General features: G+C 71.7%; 15 protein-coding genes. 7 read left to right on the top strand and 8 right to left on the bottom strand.

Annotated elements, in window-relative coordinates:
• Nucleotides 1-22: 22 nt before the first annotated feature.
• Complete coding sequence (locus ACFYPS_RS12795) at nucleotides 23-943, bottom strand: proline dehydrogenase family protein (RefSeq protein WP_354963613.1); 921 nt, start codon at nucleotides 941-943, stop codon at nucleotides 23-25.
• A gap of 85 nt (nucleotides 944-1,028) precedes the next feature.
• On the opposite strand from ACFYPS_RS12795, the gene ACFYPS_RS12790 reads away from it, so the two are divergent.
• Genes ACFYPS_RS12790 through ACFYPS_RS12780 form a run of 3 tightly spaced genes read left to right on the top strand, consistent with a single transcriptional unit; the run spans nucleotide 1,029 to nucleotide 3,076 of the window.
• Complete coding sequence (locus ACFYPS_RS12790) at nucleotides 1,029-1,301, top strand: hypothetical protein (RefSeq protein WP_354963612.1); 273 nt, start codon at nucleotides 1,029-1,031, stop codon at nucleotides 1,299-1,301.
• Between the two features lies 1 nt (nucleotide 1,302).
• Complete coding sequence (locus ACFYPS_RS12785; protein WP_354963611.1) at nucleotides 1,303-2,469, top strand: glutathionylspermidine synthase family protein; 1,167 nt, start codon at nucleotides 1,303-1,305, stop codon at nucleotides 2,467-2,469.
• A gap of 19 nt (nucleotides 2,470-2,488) precedes the next feature.
• Nucleotides 2,489-3,076 carry a CGNR zinc finger domain-containing protein gene (locus tag ACFYPS_RS12780; RefSeq protein WP_354963610.1) on the top strand — a complete coding sequence of 196 codons (588 nt, stop codon included), beginning with the start codon at nucleotides 2,489-2,491 and terminating at the stop codon, nucleotides 3,074-3,076.
• Nucleotides 3,077-3,114: 38 nt separating this feature from the next.
• Here ACFYPS_RS12780 and ACFYPS_RS12775 read toward each other — a convergent pair whose 3' ends face one another.
• On the bottom strand, nucleotides 3,115-3,921 hold the full coding sequence (locus ACFYPS_RS12775; RefSeq protein ID WP_354963609.1) for a sugar phosphate isomerase/epimerase: 807 nt from the start codon (nucleotides 3,919-3,921) through the stop codon (nucleotides 3,115-3,117).
• A 76-nt stretch (nucleotides 3,922-3,997) separates the two neighbouring features.
• Nucleotides 3,998-4,942 (bottom strand): Ppx/GppA phosphatase family protein, encoded by a 945-nt coding sequence (locus tag ACFYPS_RS12770; protein ID WP_354963608.1) that lies wholly within the window; start codon nucleotides 4,940-4,942, stop codon nucleotides 3,998-4,000.
• Between the two features lie 80 nt (nucleotides 4,943-5,022).
• On the opposite strand from ACFYPS_RS12770, the gene ACFYPS_RS12765 reads away from it, so the two are divergent.
• Nucleotides 5,023-5,820 (top strand): hypothetical protein, encoded by a 798-nt coding sequence (locus ACFYPS_RS12765; RefSeq protein WP_354963670.1) that lies wholly within the window; start codon nucleotides 5,023-5,025, stop codon nucleotides 5,818-5,820.
• Nucleotides 5,821-6,073: 253 nt separating this feature from the next.
• Here ACFYPS_RS12765 and ACFYPS_RS12760 read toward each other — a convergent pair whose 3' ends face one another.
• Together ACFYPS_RS12760 and ACFYPS_RS12755 are read right to left on the bottom strand one after the other, a co-directional pair.
• Nucleotides 6,074-6,757 (bottom strand): response regulator transcription factor, encoded by a 684-nt coding sequence (locus tag ACFYPS_RS12760; RefSeq protein ID WP_074314832.1) that lies wholly within the window; start codon nucleotides 6,755-6,757, stop codon nucleotides 6,074-6,076.
• A gap of 23 nt (nucleotides 6,758-6,780) precedes the next feature.
• On the bottom strand, nucleotides 6,781-8,064 hold the full coding sequence (locus ACFYPS_RS12755) for an ATP-binding protein (protein ID WP_354963607.1): 1,284 nt from the start codon (nucleotides 8,062-8,064) through the stop codon (nucleotides 6,781-6,783).
• Between the two features lie 203 nt (nucleotides 8,065-8,267).
• On the opposite strand from ACFYPS_RS12755, the gene phoU reads away from it, so the two are divergent.
• Nucleotides 8,268-8,921 carry a phosphate signaling complex protein PhoU gene (gene phoU / locus ACFYPS_RS12750; RefSeq protein WP_354963606.1) on the top strand — a complete coding sequence of 218 codons (654 nt, stop codon included), beginning with the start codon at nucleotides 8,268-8,270 and terminating at the stop codon, nucleotides 8,919-8,921.
• Nucleotides 8,922-8,981: 60 nt separating this feature from the next.
• Here phoU and ACFYPS_RS12745 read toward each other — a convergent pair whose 3' ends face one another.
• Nucleotides 8,982-9,749 carry a phosphoglyceromutase gene (locus tag ACFYPS_RS12745; protein ID WP_354963605.1) on the bottom strand — a complete coding sequence of 256 codons (768 nt, stop codon included), beginning with the start codon at nucleotides 9,747-9,749 and terminating at the stop codon, nucleotides 8,982-8,984.
• A gap of 161 nt (nucleotides 9,750-9,910) precedes the next feature.
• Between ACFYPS_RS12745 and ACFYPS_RS12740 the strand changes: the two genes are divergently transcribed.
• Both ACFYPS_RS12740 and ACFYPS_RS12735 read left to right on the top strand, forming a co-directional pair.
• On the top strand, nucleotides 9,911-11,191 hold the full coding sequence (locus tag ACFYPS_RS12740; protein ID WP_354963604.1) for an MFS transporter: 1,281 nt from the start codon (nucleotides 9,911-9,913) through the stop codon (nucleotides 11,189-11,191).
• Between the two features lie 118 nt (nucleotides 11,192-11,309).
• Nucleotides 11,310-12,593, top strand: a complete 1,284-nt coding sequence (locus ACFYPS_RS12735) for an MFS transporter (RefSeq protein WP_354963603.1) — start codon at nucleotides 11,310-11,312, stop codon at nucleotides 12,591-12,593.
• A 390-nt stretch (nucleotides 12,594-12,983) separates the two neighbouring features.
• Here ACFYPS_RS12735 and ACFYPS_RS12730 read toward each other — a convergent pair whose 3' ends face one another.
• Nucleotides 12,984-14,147: a hypothetical protein gene (locus tag ACFYPS_RS12730; RefSeq protein WP_387324461.1), complete on the bottom strand. Its 1,164-nt coding sequence runs from the start codon at nucleotides 14,145-14,147 to the stop codon at nucleotides 12,984-12,986.
• A 150-nt stretch (nucleotides 14,148-14,297) separates the two neighbouring features.
• Nucleotides 14,298-14,807, bottom strand: a complete 510-nt coding sequence (locus ACFYPS_RS12725; protein WP_354963602.1) for a YbjN domain-containing protein — start codon at nucleotides 14,805-14,807, stop codon at nucleotides 14,298-14,300.
• Between the last annotated feature and the right edge of the window lie 31 nt (nucleotides 14,808-14,838).

Below are 14,838 nucleotides of genomic sequence, written 5' to 3'. Positions count from 1 at the left end.
TCGACCCGGATACGCGTGCGGACTACTTCTTCGAGATCAGGGCCCGGCCGAAGAAGACCAGATTGGCCGGGCGCTCGGCGAGCCGGCGCATCAGGTAGCCGTACCACTCGTCGCCGTACGGGACGTAGGTGCGCACGGTGTAGCCCTCGCCGGCCAGCCGGGCCTGCTCCTCGGGGCGGATGCCGTAGAGCATCTGGAACTCGAAGCGCTCCGGCCCCCGGTCGAACCACCGGGCCCGGTCCTCGCCGATGGCGATCATGCGAGGGTCGTGGGTGGCCAGCATCGGGTAGCCGTCGCCGGACATCAGGATGTTCATGCAGCGGACGTAGGACTTGTCCACCTCGCGGGCCGACTGGTACGCCACCGACTCCGGCTCCTTGTAGGCGCCCTTGCACAGCCGCACCCGCGACCCGGCCGAGGACAGCTCCCGGCAGTCCGACTCGGTGCGGCGCAGGTACGCCTGGAGCACCGCGCCCGTCGACGGGAAGTCCTTGCGCAGCTTCTCCAGCACCTCCAACGTCGAGTCGGTGGTGGTGTGGTCCTCCATGTCCAGGGTGACCGTGGTGCCCGCCGCGTCGGCGGCCGCGCAGATCGCCCGCGCGTTGTCGTACGCCAGCTGCTCGTCGATCATCTGGCCGAGGGCGGACAGCTTCACGCTCACCTCGGCGGCCGGGGTCAGCCCGGCGGCACCGAGCATCTTCAGCAGCTTCAGGTATTCGTCCCGGGTGGCGGTGGCCTGCTCGGGACGGACGGTGTCCTCACCGAGGTGGTCGAGGGTGACCGCCAGGCCGTCGTCGACGAGGCCGCGGGTCGCGCGCAACGCGTCGTCGGTGGCGGCGCCGGCGACGAACCGGCGGACGACGTCCCGGGTGAACGGGGCGGTCGCGACGAGCCGCTCGACCTGGGATGACCGGGAGGCGGCGAGGATGACGGAACGGAGCATGAGCCGAGCGTAACGCCCCTGCCAGAGCCCCCGCCGAGGGGCGGCCGGGGCTGCGGCGGTGGCGTCGATCGGCTACAACGATGCCGTGGACCAACGCCCCCGCCGCCGGCTCCGGTCGGCCTCCGTGCAGCTCGGCGCGCTCACCGCTCTCGCGCTCGCCCTCTCCGGCTGCAACATGACCTCGGACGACGATGATGACGACGACTGCGCCCTCGGGCCGGTCGGCGGCGGCGACACGGTCGCGCTCGCGATGCGGGTCGCCGACCCGGGCGTCGGCCGCGCCGCCCCCGAGCCGACGGCCGCGGCCCTGCCCGAGCGCGGCGGGTTCGGCACCCACCTCGCCGCCTGCGGCGGCTGAGGTGCGCCGCGACCAGGTCACGCCACGACCCGACTGGGACGCCACCATCCGGGCTCAGGGGCTGGTCTACGTCGACACCGAGCTGCCCGACGGCGGCGTCATGTCGTACTGGGACGAGACCGCCGCGTACGCCTTCGACCTGGATGAGGTGCTGCGGCTGGAGGAGGCCACCGAGGAGCTGCACCGGATGTCGGTGGTTGCCGCCGAGCACGTGGTGGCCCAGCACCGGTACGCCGAGTTCGGCATCCCGGAGTGGGCAGCCGAGGCGGTGGCCCGTTCGCTGCGCGAGGCGCCGCCCACCCTCTACGGGCGGTTCGACCTCGCCTACGACGGCGTCTGGCCGCCGAAGCTGCTGGAGTACAACGCGGACACCCCGACCGCGCTGGTCGAGGCGAGCATCATCCAGTGGTACTGGCTGGAGCAGACCCGGCCGGAGCTGGACCAGTGGAACAGCCTGCACGAGCGGCTGGTCGGCGCCTGGGCGAAGATCGGGGCCGGGCTGCACGACCCCCGGGTGCACGTGCTCTGGTCGAACGAGGAGGAGTCGGGCGAGGACCACATGACCGCCGGCTACCTGGCCGAGACCGCCCGGCAGGCCGGCCTGACCGTGGAGCTACAGCCCATCCAGGAGATCGGCTGGGACGGCCGGCGCTTCGTCGACTCCACCGGCCGCCCGGTGACCACCTGCTTCAAGCTCTACCCGTGGGAGTGGATGCTGGCCGAGCCGTACGGGCCGCCCGCGCTGGCCCCGGGCACCCCGACCACCTGGATCGAGCCGGCCTGGAAGCTGCTGCTGTCCAACAAGGCGCTGCTCGCGGTCCTGTGGGAGCTGTACCCCGGCCACGAGTACCTGCTGCCGGCGTACCTCGACTCGCCGCGTGACATGCCGGAGTACGTGGCCAAGCCGCTGCTGGGCCGGGAGGGCGGCTCGGTACGCATCGTCACCGCCGAGCAGGAGATCACCAACCCGGGGATCTACGGCGACGAGGGCTGGTGCTACCAGGAATTCCGGGCGTTGCCGCAGTTCGACGGCAACCGGATGGTGTTGGGCAGCTGGATCGTCGACGGCGAATCGGCGGGCGTGGGGGTGCGGGAGAGCGCGAGTCTGATCACCGACGGCTACGCGCGGTTTCTGCCGCACTACATCGACGCGCCGCGCACCCCGTGAGTCGTCTACGGTTGGGGGCGTGAACTTCGACGCGTACGCCCGGACCGGCGTTGACCTGGTCAACGCCCGCCTGGACGACCTCGACGACCTGCGGGCCCTCTTCCCCGACGAAAACGCCTGGATGCGCGACGAGGTCGCGGAACGGGATGTCGCGATTTTCCGGCGGGCACAGAAGCGGTTGCGCGACGTCTTCGAGTACGGCACTTCGGGGCGGGACGCCCACGCGGTGACGGAGCTGAACGCGCTGCTCGAGGCGTTCCCGGTCCAGCCGCGCATCTCCGGGCACGACTCCAGCGACTGGCACATGCACGTGACCAGCCGGGGCGCTTCGGTCAGCGCCGAATACCTGGCCGGCGCGGTCTGGGGGCTGTCGGTCTGGCTCTGCGAGTACGGCAGCGCCCGGTTCGGCGTCTGCGCCGACGAGCGGTGCGGCAACGTCTACCTGGACACGTCGTCCAACTGCTGCCGGCGGTTCTGCTCCGAGCGCTGCGCCACCCGCTCGCACGTGGCGGCGCACCGGGCCCGCAAGCGGGCCGCGGTCGGCGAGCAGCTGACGGTCGCCGCGCAGCCGACGGCGGGCGCCGACTCGCTCACCCCGGTCAGCTGACGTCGTCCCGGTCGACGCCCTGACGTCCCCGTCGGGGGTCAGGCGTCGACCGGAGACGGCGCGGTCAGGTGCTGGCGGGCGAACTCCAACGCGGCGCGCAGGTCCGCCTCGCGCACCGCCCGGCTCTTCGCGCCCCGGGTCGCCACCTCCACCGCCACTGCTCCGGAGAAGCCCCGCCCGGCCAGCGAGGAGAGCAGCTCCCCGCAGGGTTGGGTGCCGCGCCCGGGCACCAGGTGCTCGTCGCGACCCTCACCGGTGCCGTCGCCGAGGTGCACGTGGGCCAGCCCGGCGCCCATCCGGTCGGCCATCTCCAGCGGGTCGCTGTGCGACGCCGCGCAGTGCGACAGATCCAGGGTGTACGACGGGTACCCGGTGTCGGTCGGATCCCAGCCGGGCACGTACGGGACGAACCGCCGGCCCGCCATCCGCACCGGGTACATGTTCTCCACCGCGAAGCGCAGCCCGGTGAACCGGTCCTCCACCTCGGCGAGCCCCTCGGTGAACCGGCGCGCGTAGTCGCGCTGCCAGGTGAACGGTGGGTGCACCACGACGGTCGGTGCCTCCAGCGTTTCGGCCAGCTCGGCGGCCTTGCGCAGCCGCTCCCATGGGTCGGGGCTCCACACCCTCTGGGTGACCAGCAGGCAGGGTGCGTGCACCGAGAGCACCGGCACGTCGTAGTGGGCGGAGAGACCGCGCAGCGCGCCCGCGTCCTGACTGACGACGTCGGTCCAGACCATCACCTCGACCCCGTCGTAGCCGAGCGCCGCGGCCAGCTGGAACGCCGCCGCGGTCGGCTCGGGGAAGACCGACGAGCTGGACAGGAGCACCGGAACGCGGGAAGTCACATCAGCCAGGGTAGCCCGGCTGCGCCGTCGCCATCGTGACGAGCGCCGGCAAACCACCCGTTACCGCCCGCCCCGGTCACATCGGTGCGAGTTGATCGAGCCGGCGGAGGATGACCCCCTCGCGCAGCGCCCAGGGGCAGATGTCCAACGACTCCAGATCCAGACGGCGCATGACCGCCTCGGCGACCACCGCGCCGGCCAGCAACTGATGGGCCCGGCCCGTACTGACCCCTTCCAGCTCCATCAGTTGGGCCGGCGGGATGTGCCGGATGAAGCCGATGACCTGCCGCAACCCGGCGCGGGTCAGGCTGCGCCGCGCCCAGAGCCCGGCCCCGGACGGCGCCGCCCCGGCCAGCCGGGCAAGGGTGCGGAACGTCTTCGAGGTGCCCACCGCCCGGTCCCAGCCGACGCCGGTCATCTGGTCGACCACCTTGTCCAGCCGGCCGTCCACGTACTCCCGCAGCTTGTCGACGGCCTCCGCGGACGGCGGCGCCGCGCTCGCCGGGTCGACCTGCAACCGCTCCCGGGTCAGTCGGCCGGCGCCGAGTGGCAGCGAGACCGCGACGGTCGGGTCCTCGTCGATCCCGGCGGCGATCTCCAGCGAGCCGCCGCCGATGTCCAGCACCAGCAGCCGACCGGCCGACCAGCCGAACCAGCGCCGCACCGCCAGGAAGGTCATCCGCGCCTCGTCCGCCCCGGAGAGCACCGCCAGCCGTACGCCGGTCTCGTCGCGGACCCGCGCCAGCACCTCGGCGGCGTTGGTGGCGTCACGCACCGCGGAGGTGGCGAACGCGATCAGGTCGTCGGCCTCCAGCCCGGCGGCCGCCGCCTTCGACATGCCGACCGCCTTGACCAGACCGTCCGCGCCCGCGTCGGTCAACGCTCCGTCGGGGCCGATCTGCTCGGCCAGCCGGAGCACCACCTTCTCCGAGTGCGCCGGCCACGGGTGCGCGCCGTGGTGCGCGTCCACCACCAACAGGTGCACCGTGTTGGATCCGACGTCGAGGACACCCAGTCGCATGGTGAAGACCCTAGGTGCAAGACGTTTGCGCGGCTCGCCGGCCCGCAGAGGGGACCGCGCGTACGCTGGGCCGGGTGACGATGGAGCTCCGCGTAGTGGTGGACGATCCGGGTGACCCGCGCAGCCGCGAGGTGCCGCTGGACTTTCCCCGGGAGTGGATCGAGTTCGCCGACCCCGCGGACGAGGCCCACCTGATCCGGGCCGACCTGACCTGGTTGCTCTCCCGCTGGACCTGCATCTTCGGCCGGGGCTGCCACGGCATCATCGCCGGCCGGTCCGCCGACGGCTGCTGCTCGCACGGGGCGTTCTTCACCGACTCGGACGACGAGAAGCGGGTCCGCAACGCTGTCAAGACGCTCACCCCGTCGACCTGGCAGCACTTCCGGCGAGGGTTCAAGAACTGGACCGACAACGACACCATCGACGGCAAGAACCCGGCCCGCCGGACCGCGACCCAGGGTCCCGACGGTCCGTGCGTCTTCCTCAACGACGCCGATTTCGCTGGCGGGGGTGGCTGCGCGCTGCACGCCCAGGCGCTGCGCGACGGCGTGCACCCACTGGAGTACAAGCCGGACGTCTGCTGGCAGCTGCCGATCCGACGGGACCAGGACTGGGTCAAGCGTCCGGACAATAGCAAGGTGCTGGTCTCCACCCTGTCCGAGTTCGACCGGCGGGGCTGGGGTGCCGGCGGGCACGACCTGGACTGGTGGTGCACCTCCTCGACGGACGCGCACGTCGGCGCCGAGCCGATGTACCTGTCGTACGGGCCCGAGTTGACGGCGCTGATTGGCGCGGCCGCGTACGAGCGGCTGGCCGAGCTGTGCGCGGCCCGAACGAAGCAGGGCCTGGTCGCCCCGCACCCCGCCGACGAGGTCTGACCGGCATCGCCCTGGACGTGGCTGGTCTGGCGTCCGTACCCCGTGGGCCCTGTCGACCTGCCCCACATGTGGGGCTGACCGCGCGTCGCGCCGCGGGCCCGTCAAGCCTCACCGAGAGCCGCGCGGTTGGTGGCTGCCGGGCGGCTCTCGGGGGGTTGGGCGGTCCCACATCTGGGGCAGCTCTACAGGTGGGGAGGGTGATCTCCCCGGCCGGTCTGGCCCCACCGAGCGCGGGCCCTTTCGGGTACGCCGATCACGGCTCGAACTTGTAGCCCAGGCCCCGGACGGTGACGATGAAGCGCGGCGCGGACGGCTCCGGCTCGATCTTGGACCGCAGCCGCTTGACGTGCACGTCCAGCGTCTTGGTGTCACCGACGTAGTCGGCGCCCCAGACCCGGTCGATGAGCTGACCCCGGGTCAGCACCCGGCCGGCGTTGCGGAGCAGCAGCTCCAGCAGCTCGAACTCCTTGAGCGGCAGCTGCACGGCACCACCGTCGACGGTCACCACGTGCCGCTCGATGTCCATCCGCACCGGCCCGGCGGCCAGGGTGGGGGCACCCGAGTCGGCCACCTCCGGGCTCTGCCGGCGCAGCACCGCCCGGATCCGGGCCACCAGCTCGCGGGGCGAGTACGGCTTGGTGACGTAGTCGTCGGCGCCGATCTCCAGGCCGACGACCTTGTCGATCTCGCTGTCGCGGGCGGTGACCATGATGATCGGAACGGCCGACCGCTGCCGGAGCTGGCGGCAGACCTCGGTCCCCGACATCTCCGGCAACATCAGGTCGAGCAGCACGATGTCGGCGCCGGTTCGGTCGAACTCGGTGAGGGCGTCGGTGCCGGTCGCGGCGACCGAAACCTCAAAGCCCTCCTTGCGGAGCATGTACGACAGGGCGTCGGAGAACGACTCCTCGTCCTCGACCACCAGAACGCGGCTCAACGGGGATTTCCTTTCCATTGCTGTCAGACCTGCCGTAGCTCGGCCGGACCGGCCTCGATCCCAGCCGGCGGCAGTGTCGCCAGCAGGTCGTCCGGTGGACGGGCGGGCAGCCGGAGGGTGAACGTCGATCCACCACCAAGAGTGCTCGACACCTCCACCCGTCCGCCATGGTTGCTCGCGATGTGTTTGACGATGGCCAGGCCGAGCCCGGTGCCGCCGGTGGCACGCGAGCGGGCCTGGTCGGCCCGGTAGAACCGCTCGAAGATCCGGTCCACGTCCGTCGGGGCGATGCCGATGCCCTGGTCGGCGACGGCGATCTCGATGTGCTCGTCGTCGCCGTGGATGGCGACCTGGACCGTGGTGTCCGCACCCGAGTAGTTGATGGCGTTCTCCACCAGATTCGCCACCGCGGTGGCGAGTTGGGTGTCGCTGCCGTACGCGGTGAGGCCGCGCTCCCCGGTCACCGACACCTCGACGCCCCGGGCGGAGGCCGTGGTGCGGGTCCGGTCGACCACCTCGGCGATCACCCAGTCCAGCGCCACCGGTTCCGCCGGCGGCTGCGGCTCGGCGCCCTGCAACCGGGTCAGCTCCAGCAACTCCTGCACCAGCCGACCCAGCCGGGTCGACTCGTGCTGGATCCGTTCGGCGAACCGGCGGGCGGCGACCAGGTCCTCGGAGAGGTCGGGTGCCGCGGCCTCGGCCGGCTCGGTGGCGTCGAGCAACGCCTCGGCAAGCAGTTGAAGCGCCCCGATCGGTGTCTTGAGCTCGTGGCTCACGTTGGCCACGAAGTCACGTCGCACCCGCGTCAGTCGGTGCGACTCGGTCACGTCGACCGCCTCCACGGCGATGAAGCCGTTGCCGAGACCCATCGCCCGCAGGTGCACGCCGAGCGGGTTCTCCCCGGCGCTGTCGCGACCCCGGGGCAGGTCCAGCTCGATCTCGCGCCGCACCCCGGTGCGCCGCACCTGGCCAGCGAGGGTACGGATCAGCGGGTGTGCGGCTATCGAGCCCGGGGTGCTGCCGGTGCGCAGCAGACCCATCGCGCGGGCGGCCGGGTTGATCAGCACGGGCACGTCGTCGTTGTCCAGCACCACGACACCGGCCCGGAGCGAGTCGATCGTCCGGCGGCCGAGCCCGGTCTGCTGCTCGTCGGCTATCGCGGGCCTCCCCCTGCTCCAGCGGGAGCCTGCGCCCCCCGTCGACGTGGAGAGGCCCTCCCGCGCCGGCAGGAACCGGGACAGCAGGAAACCGGCGGCCAACCCGGCCACCAACGCCACGGCCACCACGACCGCCACCGCCCACTCCACCCGGCGATCGTAGGGTCATTGTTAACCTGGCTACCACACAGACCAGGACGAACCACCCTCACTTTCGCGAATGTTCACCCCCGCGTCTGGCGTCGTTCACCGGGGTTCATCAACGGTCCGCCCGCGCCACCTACCGTTGGCGGCGCACCTGCTCAACCCCTGCGCCGACACCCGTCGGCGGCGACCGACCACAGGACGTGATGATGCGCGACGAGTTCCGGGCCGATCTCCAGATCGTCAGCCAACTACTGGTGGACATGGCGGAGGGCGTCCGCGCCGCCATGCGCCAGGCCACCCGGGCCCTGCTCACCGCCGACCGGCAGGCCGCCGAGACGGTCATCGAGCGGGACGCCGAGATCGACGACCTCTACCGGCACGTCGAGGAGAGGGTCTGTGACCTGCTCGCCCGGCAGGCGCCGGTCGCCTCCGACCTGCGAGCCATGATCACCGCACTGCACGTGGCCGCCGACCTGGAGCGGATGGGCGACCTCGCCGACCACGTGGCGAAGACCGCGCTGCGCCGGCACCCCTCGCCCGCCGTACCGGCGGAGCTGCGGACGATCTTCACCGAGATGTCGGACATCGCCGACCGGATGGCGGTGAAGATCGGCTCGGTGCTGGCGAAGCCCGACGCCGACCTCGCCGGCGAGCTGGACCGCGACGACGACGCGATGGACGAGCTGCACAAGAACCTGTTCGCCATGCTGCTCGGCGACGACTGGCCGTACGGGGTGGAGACCGCTATCGACGCCACGTTGCTCGGCCGCTTCTACGAGCGCTTCGCCGACCACGCGGTCAACGCCGGTGAGCACGTGGTCTACCTGATCACCGGGGAGACCGCCCCCACCGCCAGCTGACGTGCAAGGAAGGGCCTCTTGTTATCGCTTTTCGCATAACAAGGGGCCCTTGCTAACGTCTCAGCGGCCCTGGTTGGCGACCGCGGCGGCGGCCGCCTTGGCGGCCGTCGGGTCGAGGTAGGTGCCGCCCAGGGTGAGCGGGCGCAGCTGCGGGTCGAGGTCGTAGCGCAGCGGTATGCCGGTCGGGATGTTCAGCTTGGCGATCGCCTCGTCGGAGATCTGGTCGAGGTGCTTGACCAGGGCCCGCAGCGAGTTGCCGTGCGCGGCGATCAGCACCGTCCGGCCGGCCAGGACGTCCGGCACGATCGAGTCGTACCAGTAGGGCAGCATCCGCTCGACGACGTCCTTGAGGCACTCGGTGCGCGGCATCAGCTCGGTCGGCAGCAGCGCGTACCGCGGATCGCCCACCTGCGACCACTCGTCGTCGTCGGCGATCGGCGGCGGTGGGGTGTCGTACGACCGGCGCCAGAGCATGAACTGCTCCTCGCCGTACTCGTCCAGGGTCTGCTTCTTGTTCTTGCCCTGCAGGGCGCCATAGTGCCGCTCGTTGAGCCGCCAGGACCGGCGCACCGCGATCCAGTGCCGGTCGGCGGCGTTCAGCGCCAGCTCGGCGGTGCGGATCGCCCGGCGCATCACGCTGGTGTGCACGACGTCCGGCAGCAGGCTGTGCTCGCGCATCAGCTCGCCGCCGCGCCGCGCCTCACCCTCGCCCTTCTCGGTCAGGTCGACGTCCACCCAGCCGGTGAAGAGGTTCTTGGCGTTCCAGTCGCTCTCGCCGTGCCGCAGCAGGACCAGCGTCCCGACGGTGGGCCCCTCGCTCGCAGTCATGCGGATCATCCTGCCTCAACCGCTGCGGGGACACGCGGGCACCCGTCGTGACGACCACCACGTGAAAAAGCTGGTGACCAGCGACTCCGCGCCCGACTAGGTTGTAAGGCGCTCAAGTCACATCGGTCATTACTTGCAAGCGGGGGCACCACGTGCGGACGATGCGGAGCTGGTTCCGGGATACCACCGGCGGCCTGCCAACCACTTTCTGGTACCTGTGGACCGGCACGCTGATCAATCGGCTCGGCTCGTTCGTCCTCGTCTTCCTCGCCATCTACCTCACCCAGGAGCGCGGTTTCTCCGCCTCCCAGGCGGGCCTGGTGCTCGGGCTGTGGGGCGTCGGCGGCGCGGTCGGCACCACCGCTGGCGGCACCCTGGCCGACCGGTGGGGCCGGCGACCGACGTTGCTCACCGCGCACGTGGGCGCGGCCGCCATGATGCTCGGCCTCGGGCTGGCCAAGGACCTCTGGGCCGTGGCGTTGGGCGCGCTGCTGCTCGGCTTGTTCGCCGAGGCGGCCCGGCCCGCGTTCGGGGCCATGATGATCGACGTGGTGCCGGCGAAGGACCGGTTGCGCGCCTTCTCGCTCAACTACTGGGCGATCAACCTGGGCTTCGCCTGCGCCGCCGTCCTCGCCGGCCTCGCGGCGCAGGCCGACTACCTGCTGCTCTTCGTGGTCGACGCGGCCACCATGCTGATCACCGCGCTGATCATCTTCACCCGCGTGCCGGAGACCCGGCAGAGCGGCCGTGCGGCCACCGCGGCGAAGGCCCCGCGCGGCGCCCTGCGGACGATCCTCAGCGACCGGGTCTACCTCGGCTTCGTGGCGCTGAACCTGTTGGCCGCCCTGGTGTTCCTCCAGCACATCTCGATGCTGCCGATCGCCATGAGCGACGACGGCCTCAGCCCCGCCACCTACGGCTCGGTGATCGCGCTCAACGGCGTCCTGATCGTGATCGGCCAGCTCTTCGTGCCCCGGCTGATCCGGGGCCGGAGCCGCTCGCACGTGCTCGCGCTGGCCGCCGTGGTGATGGGTGCCGGGTTCGGGCTGACCGCGTTCGCCGGCACCGTCTGGCTCTACGGGCTGACCGTGCTGATCTGGACGGTCGGCGAGATGCTGAACTCGCCGTCCAACTCCACCCTGATCGCCGAGCTCTCCCCGGCCGAGCTGCGCGGGCGCTACCAGGGCGTGTTCTCCCTCTCGTGGCAGATCGCCGGTGCCTGTGCGCCGATCCTCGGCGGCCTGGTGCGCGAGCATGCCGGCAACGCCACGCTCTGGCTCGCCTGTGCCGCGATCGGCGTCGTGACCGCGGTGGCACACCTGGTGTCCGGCCCGGCCCGGGAGCGACGCGCCGCCACCCTGCGCCGCACCGGCGAGGCGCTGGCACCGATCAGCGCCACGCCGCCGCCCGCGGCACAACCCGCGGAGGCGGCGACCGTCTGACAGGCGGACCGATCGCTGTGACGAAGAGCCCATGATCAGGTAATCGGGTAGCGGGACCCTGGTCGATTTCCTACCGTTCAGAGGAAACAGTTAGGAAACCGAACTATCGGGAGGTCGGGTGCACGCCCTGCGGCGCTGGTGGCACGACACCGCGGGTGGGCTTCCCGCCACCTTCTGGTACCTCTGGGCCGGCCTGCTCATCAACCGAGCGGGCGCGTTCGCCATGCTCTTCCTGTCGCTGTACCTCACCGACGCGCGAGGGGCCAGCGAGGCGCTGGCCGGCACGGTGGTCGGCGCGTACGGGGCCGGCGGGGCGGCCGGCGTGCTGCTCGGCGGGGTGCTGGCCGACCGGTGGGGCCGTCGGTCCACCCTGCTCGCCGCGCACCTGGTCACCGCCGTCCTGATGGTGGCGCTGGCCTTCAGTCGACCCCTGCTGTTGATCGCGGTGCTCTCGGCACTGGTCGGCGTGGTGCACTCCATGCCGAGCCCGGCCTTCGTCGCGGCGATCGTGGACGTGGTGCCCGCGCAGCGCCGCTCACGCGCATTCAACCTCCAGTTCTGGGCGTTCAACCTGGGCATGGCGGTCGCCTCGGTGCTCGCCGGGGTGCTGGCCGAGGCGAGCTTCACCGCGCTGTTCCTGGTCGACGCGGCCGCCACCCTCACCGCCGCCGCCGTGATCGGCTGGAAGGTGCCGGAAACCCTGCGGCGCAGTGCGACGACGCCGACCGCACCGCCCGCGGACCGCTCCGTCCGGTCCCGGGGACCGGGTCTGCACACCGCGCTCACCGACCGGACCTTCCTGGTCTTCGTCGGGCTCACGTTCGTGCTGGCCGTGCTCACCCTGCAGACTCAGACGATCATGCCGCTGGCCATGCGCGCGGACGGCCTGGGCCCCTCGGCGTACGGGCTGGTCGTGGCGCTCGGCGGCGCGCTGATCGTGCTCGGGCAACTGTTCGTACCCCGGCTGATCGACCGGCACCGCAAGGACGTCGTGCTGGCGGCCTCGACCGCCCTGCTCGCGGTCGGCTTCGGCGTACTCGCGGTCGCCGACGAGCTGGCCGTCTACCTGGGCGCCGCGGTCGTCTGGACGGTCGGCTCGATGCTCGCCGCCCCGCCCAACGCGCAGATCAACGCGGATCTGGCACCGCCGCAACTGCGCGCGCGGTACCAGTCGGTCTTCTACCTGACGTTCCCCGCCGCGGCGTTCGTCGCACCCACGCTCGGCGGGGTGAGCCTCCAGTACCTCGGCGACCGGCACTGGCTGATCGTGGGTGGGCTCGGCCTCCTGGCCGCGTTCGGGCATCTGCTGGCCGGGCCGTCCCGGGAGCGGCACGTCGCCGCGCTGCGCCGGGCCGCCGACCGGGAGCCGACACCGCCCGGGGACCGCGTGCCGGCCGCCTGATCGGGCCGAACCCGCCACGGGGTACGACACACGCAAAGCGCCCACCACGACCAAAGGTCGTGGTGGGCGCCCGCCGGCGGGGCCGGCGGCGGCGGGCAACACTCACCCCCGTAAGCGTCGCCCGCTCGCGCCGCCGGTCCAAACAGGTGGGCACCGTCCCCCAACGGTTGATCCACCCGTCCCCTCGCGCCTCGCCTGGTGCGCGGATCTGATCGATCCGCCGCTCCCCCGAACGTTTCCAAGCGTGGCGCGGTGCAATAAAGCTAGTTCGCCCGGATTCTGGATTCAACCCAGACCACTGTCTTGCCGGTCACAACTGGCGAGTATCCGCAGTTCGGGCCTCGGTTTGTGGCAACAGCCGCATACCCCTCGCGCATTCCCGCAAACACCTCAACCGTCCTCCCGATCGGGTGATTCGGTCCGGAAGAAGTTGCTCTGCCGGCCGTCCCGCATCTGCTCCTGGTAGATCAGGTTCAGCCGGCGCAGGTCGAAGGTGTGGAACCAGGCATCCCAGGTGATCTCACGGATCCGGCTGCTCTCCCGGTAACCGGGGATGTTGAAGGTCAGAACCCCCGCCCGGCCCTCCCGCTCGGTGCCGGCGATGGTCGCCGGCTTCGCCCCGCGCTCGCGTGCCCAGCGCTGGATCACCTCGTGGTTCGCGGTGATCAGGCTCCGTCCCGGGCGCTCCGGCCGGTCCGCGATCGACGAGATCACCTGCGAGCTGCGAACCGACCGTCCGGTGCCCCGGCCCGTCCGGATCCCGCCAGCCGTCGTACCGCCGCCGGCCGGCCGGGCCGTCGCAGCACGCTTGGCGGGCGCGGCCCGCTTCGCCGCCGACGGCCGCGCCGGGGCCTTCTTGGCCGGGGCCTTCCGCGCGGGAGCGGTCCGGGCCGTCGTCTTACGTGCGGCCGTCGTCTTGCGTGCGGCCGTCGTCTTACGTGCGGCCGCCGTCTTGCGGGCGGCCGCCGTCTTGCGGGCGGTCGTCGACTTCGCCGCGGTCGTCTTCTTCGCCGGCGCCGTCGTCCTCTTCGCGGCGGTCGTCTTCTTGGCGGCCTCCGTCGTCCTCTTCGCGGCCGTCGTCTTCTTGGCGGCCGCCGTTGTCCTCTTCGCGGCCGTCGTCTTCTTGGCGGCCGCCGTCGTTTTCTGCGCGGCCGTCGCCTTCTTGGCCGCGGCCCGCTTCGCGGGGGCGCTCTTGTTCGCCGGTGCGGCCTTCGCGCGGCTCGGCGCCGCCCGCGCCGCCGACTTCTTCGTCGCGGCGGCACGACCCGCCGACGCCCGGGTGCCGGCGGCCCGGCCGGCCGGACCGGTGCTGCGCCGGCCCGCGCCACTGCTCTCGGCGCGCAGCGAGCGCACCAACTGTTTCACCAGGTCGGGCTTGCGCAGTGCGGAGATCCCGGAGACCCCGCGTTTGCGCAGTTGCCCGCGGATGTCGTCCACCCGCATCCCGGAGATCTCCGACTCGGAGATTCCGGGAGTGTTCGGCGTCTGGTTGCCGGTCTGTCGTTTCGTCCTGGTCGCAGTCCCGCCGCGACCTGAGCTGTTCCGCTGAGCCATGGGACGCTCACGCTCCTCGACACTCCGTCCTCGGCGCGCGGGGGTCCCTTGCCGCACCGCGCGGTGCGGCATACCCGTCAGGACCGCTCCGAACCACCAGCCGGCAACCCGCCTCCGGGCGCTGGGGTCGAGCCGGGGCGCGACGGGCGGTCAGGCCGGGTCGGAGCCGGAGGGTTCGAAGAGGTGCGCGAAAGCGGCCAGGTTGGCGGTCGACTCGCCGCGCTTGACCCGCCACTCGTACTCCCGGCGGATGGAGCTGCCGAAGCCGATCTCCAGCATGGTGTCGAAGGACTCGTCGGCGTACGTGAGCACCGCACCGAGGAGCCGGTCCAGCTCGTCGGCGTCGACTCCGGCCGGGTTGACCCGCCCGGTCAGGTACACGTCGCCGACCGCGTCAGTGGAGAAGGACACCCCGTACATCCGGGCGTTGCGCTGCAACAGCCAGGCCCACAGCTCCTCACGCCGCTCGTCCGGCTGGCGCATCACGAACGCCTCGATCCGCAGCGCGTGCTCGCCGACGATCAGGTTGCAGACCGTCTTGAGCTTGTGGGTGCCCGGCAGGGTCACCGCGTACGAGCCCGGCCCGGTCGACTCGCAGGTCAGCTCGCGCTCGGCACAGACGGACTCGATCAGGGTCGCAAGATCGCTCTGTGGGCTCACCGGACCCACTCTACGACCGGCCCGGCCGGAG

It is taken from the genome of Micromonospora sp. NPDC005087 (assembly GCF_042872965.1).
In the GTDB taxonomy this organism is placed as follows: Bacteria; Actinomycetota; Actinomycetes; order Mycobacteriales; family Micromonosporaceae; genus Micromonospora.
This window is presented reverse-complemented; position numbering and strand designations above follow the sequence as displayed.

What these genes read in the sequence shown, in the direction of transcription:
- ACFYPS_RS12795 (WP_354963613.1), bottom strand. Translation starts at nt 943, where the DNA reads ATGCTCCGTTCCGTCATCCTCGCCGCCTCCCGGTCATCCCAGGTCGAG.
- ACFYPS_RS12770 (WP_354963608.1), bottom strand. Translation starts at nt 4,942, where the DNA reads ATGCGACTGGGTGTCCTCGACGTCGGATCCAACACGGTGCACCTGTTG.
- ACFYPS_RS12765 (WP_354963670.1), top strand. Translation starts at nt 5,023, where the DNA reads ATGGAGCTCCGCGTAGTGGTGGACGATCCGGGTGACCCGCGCAGCCGC.
- phoU (WP_354963606.1), top strand. Translation starts at nt 8,268, where the DNA reads ATGCGCGACGAGTTCCGGGCCGATCTCCAGATCGTCAGCCAACTACTG.
- ACFYPS_RS12745 (WP_354963605.1), bottom strand. Translation starts at nt 9,749, where the DNA reads ATGACTGCGAGCGAGGGGCCCACCGTCGGGACGCTGGTCCTGCTGCGG.
- ACFYPS_RS12740 (WP_354963604.1), top strand. Translation starts at nt 9,911, where the DNA reads ATGCGGAGCTGGTTCCGGGATACCACCGGCGGCCTGCCAACCACTTTC.
- ACFYPS_RS12730 (WP_387324461.1), bottom strand. Translation starts at nt 14,147, where the DNA reads ATGGCTCAGCGGAACAGCTCAGGTCGCGGCGGGACTGCGACCAGGACG.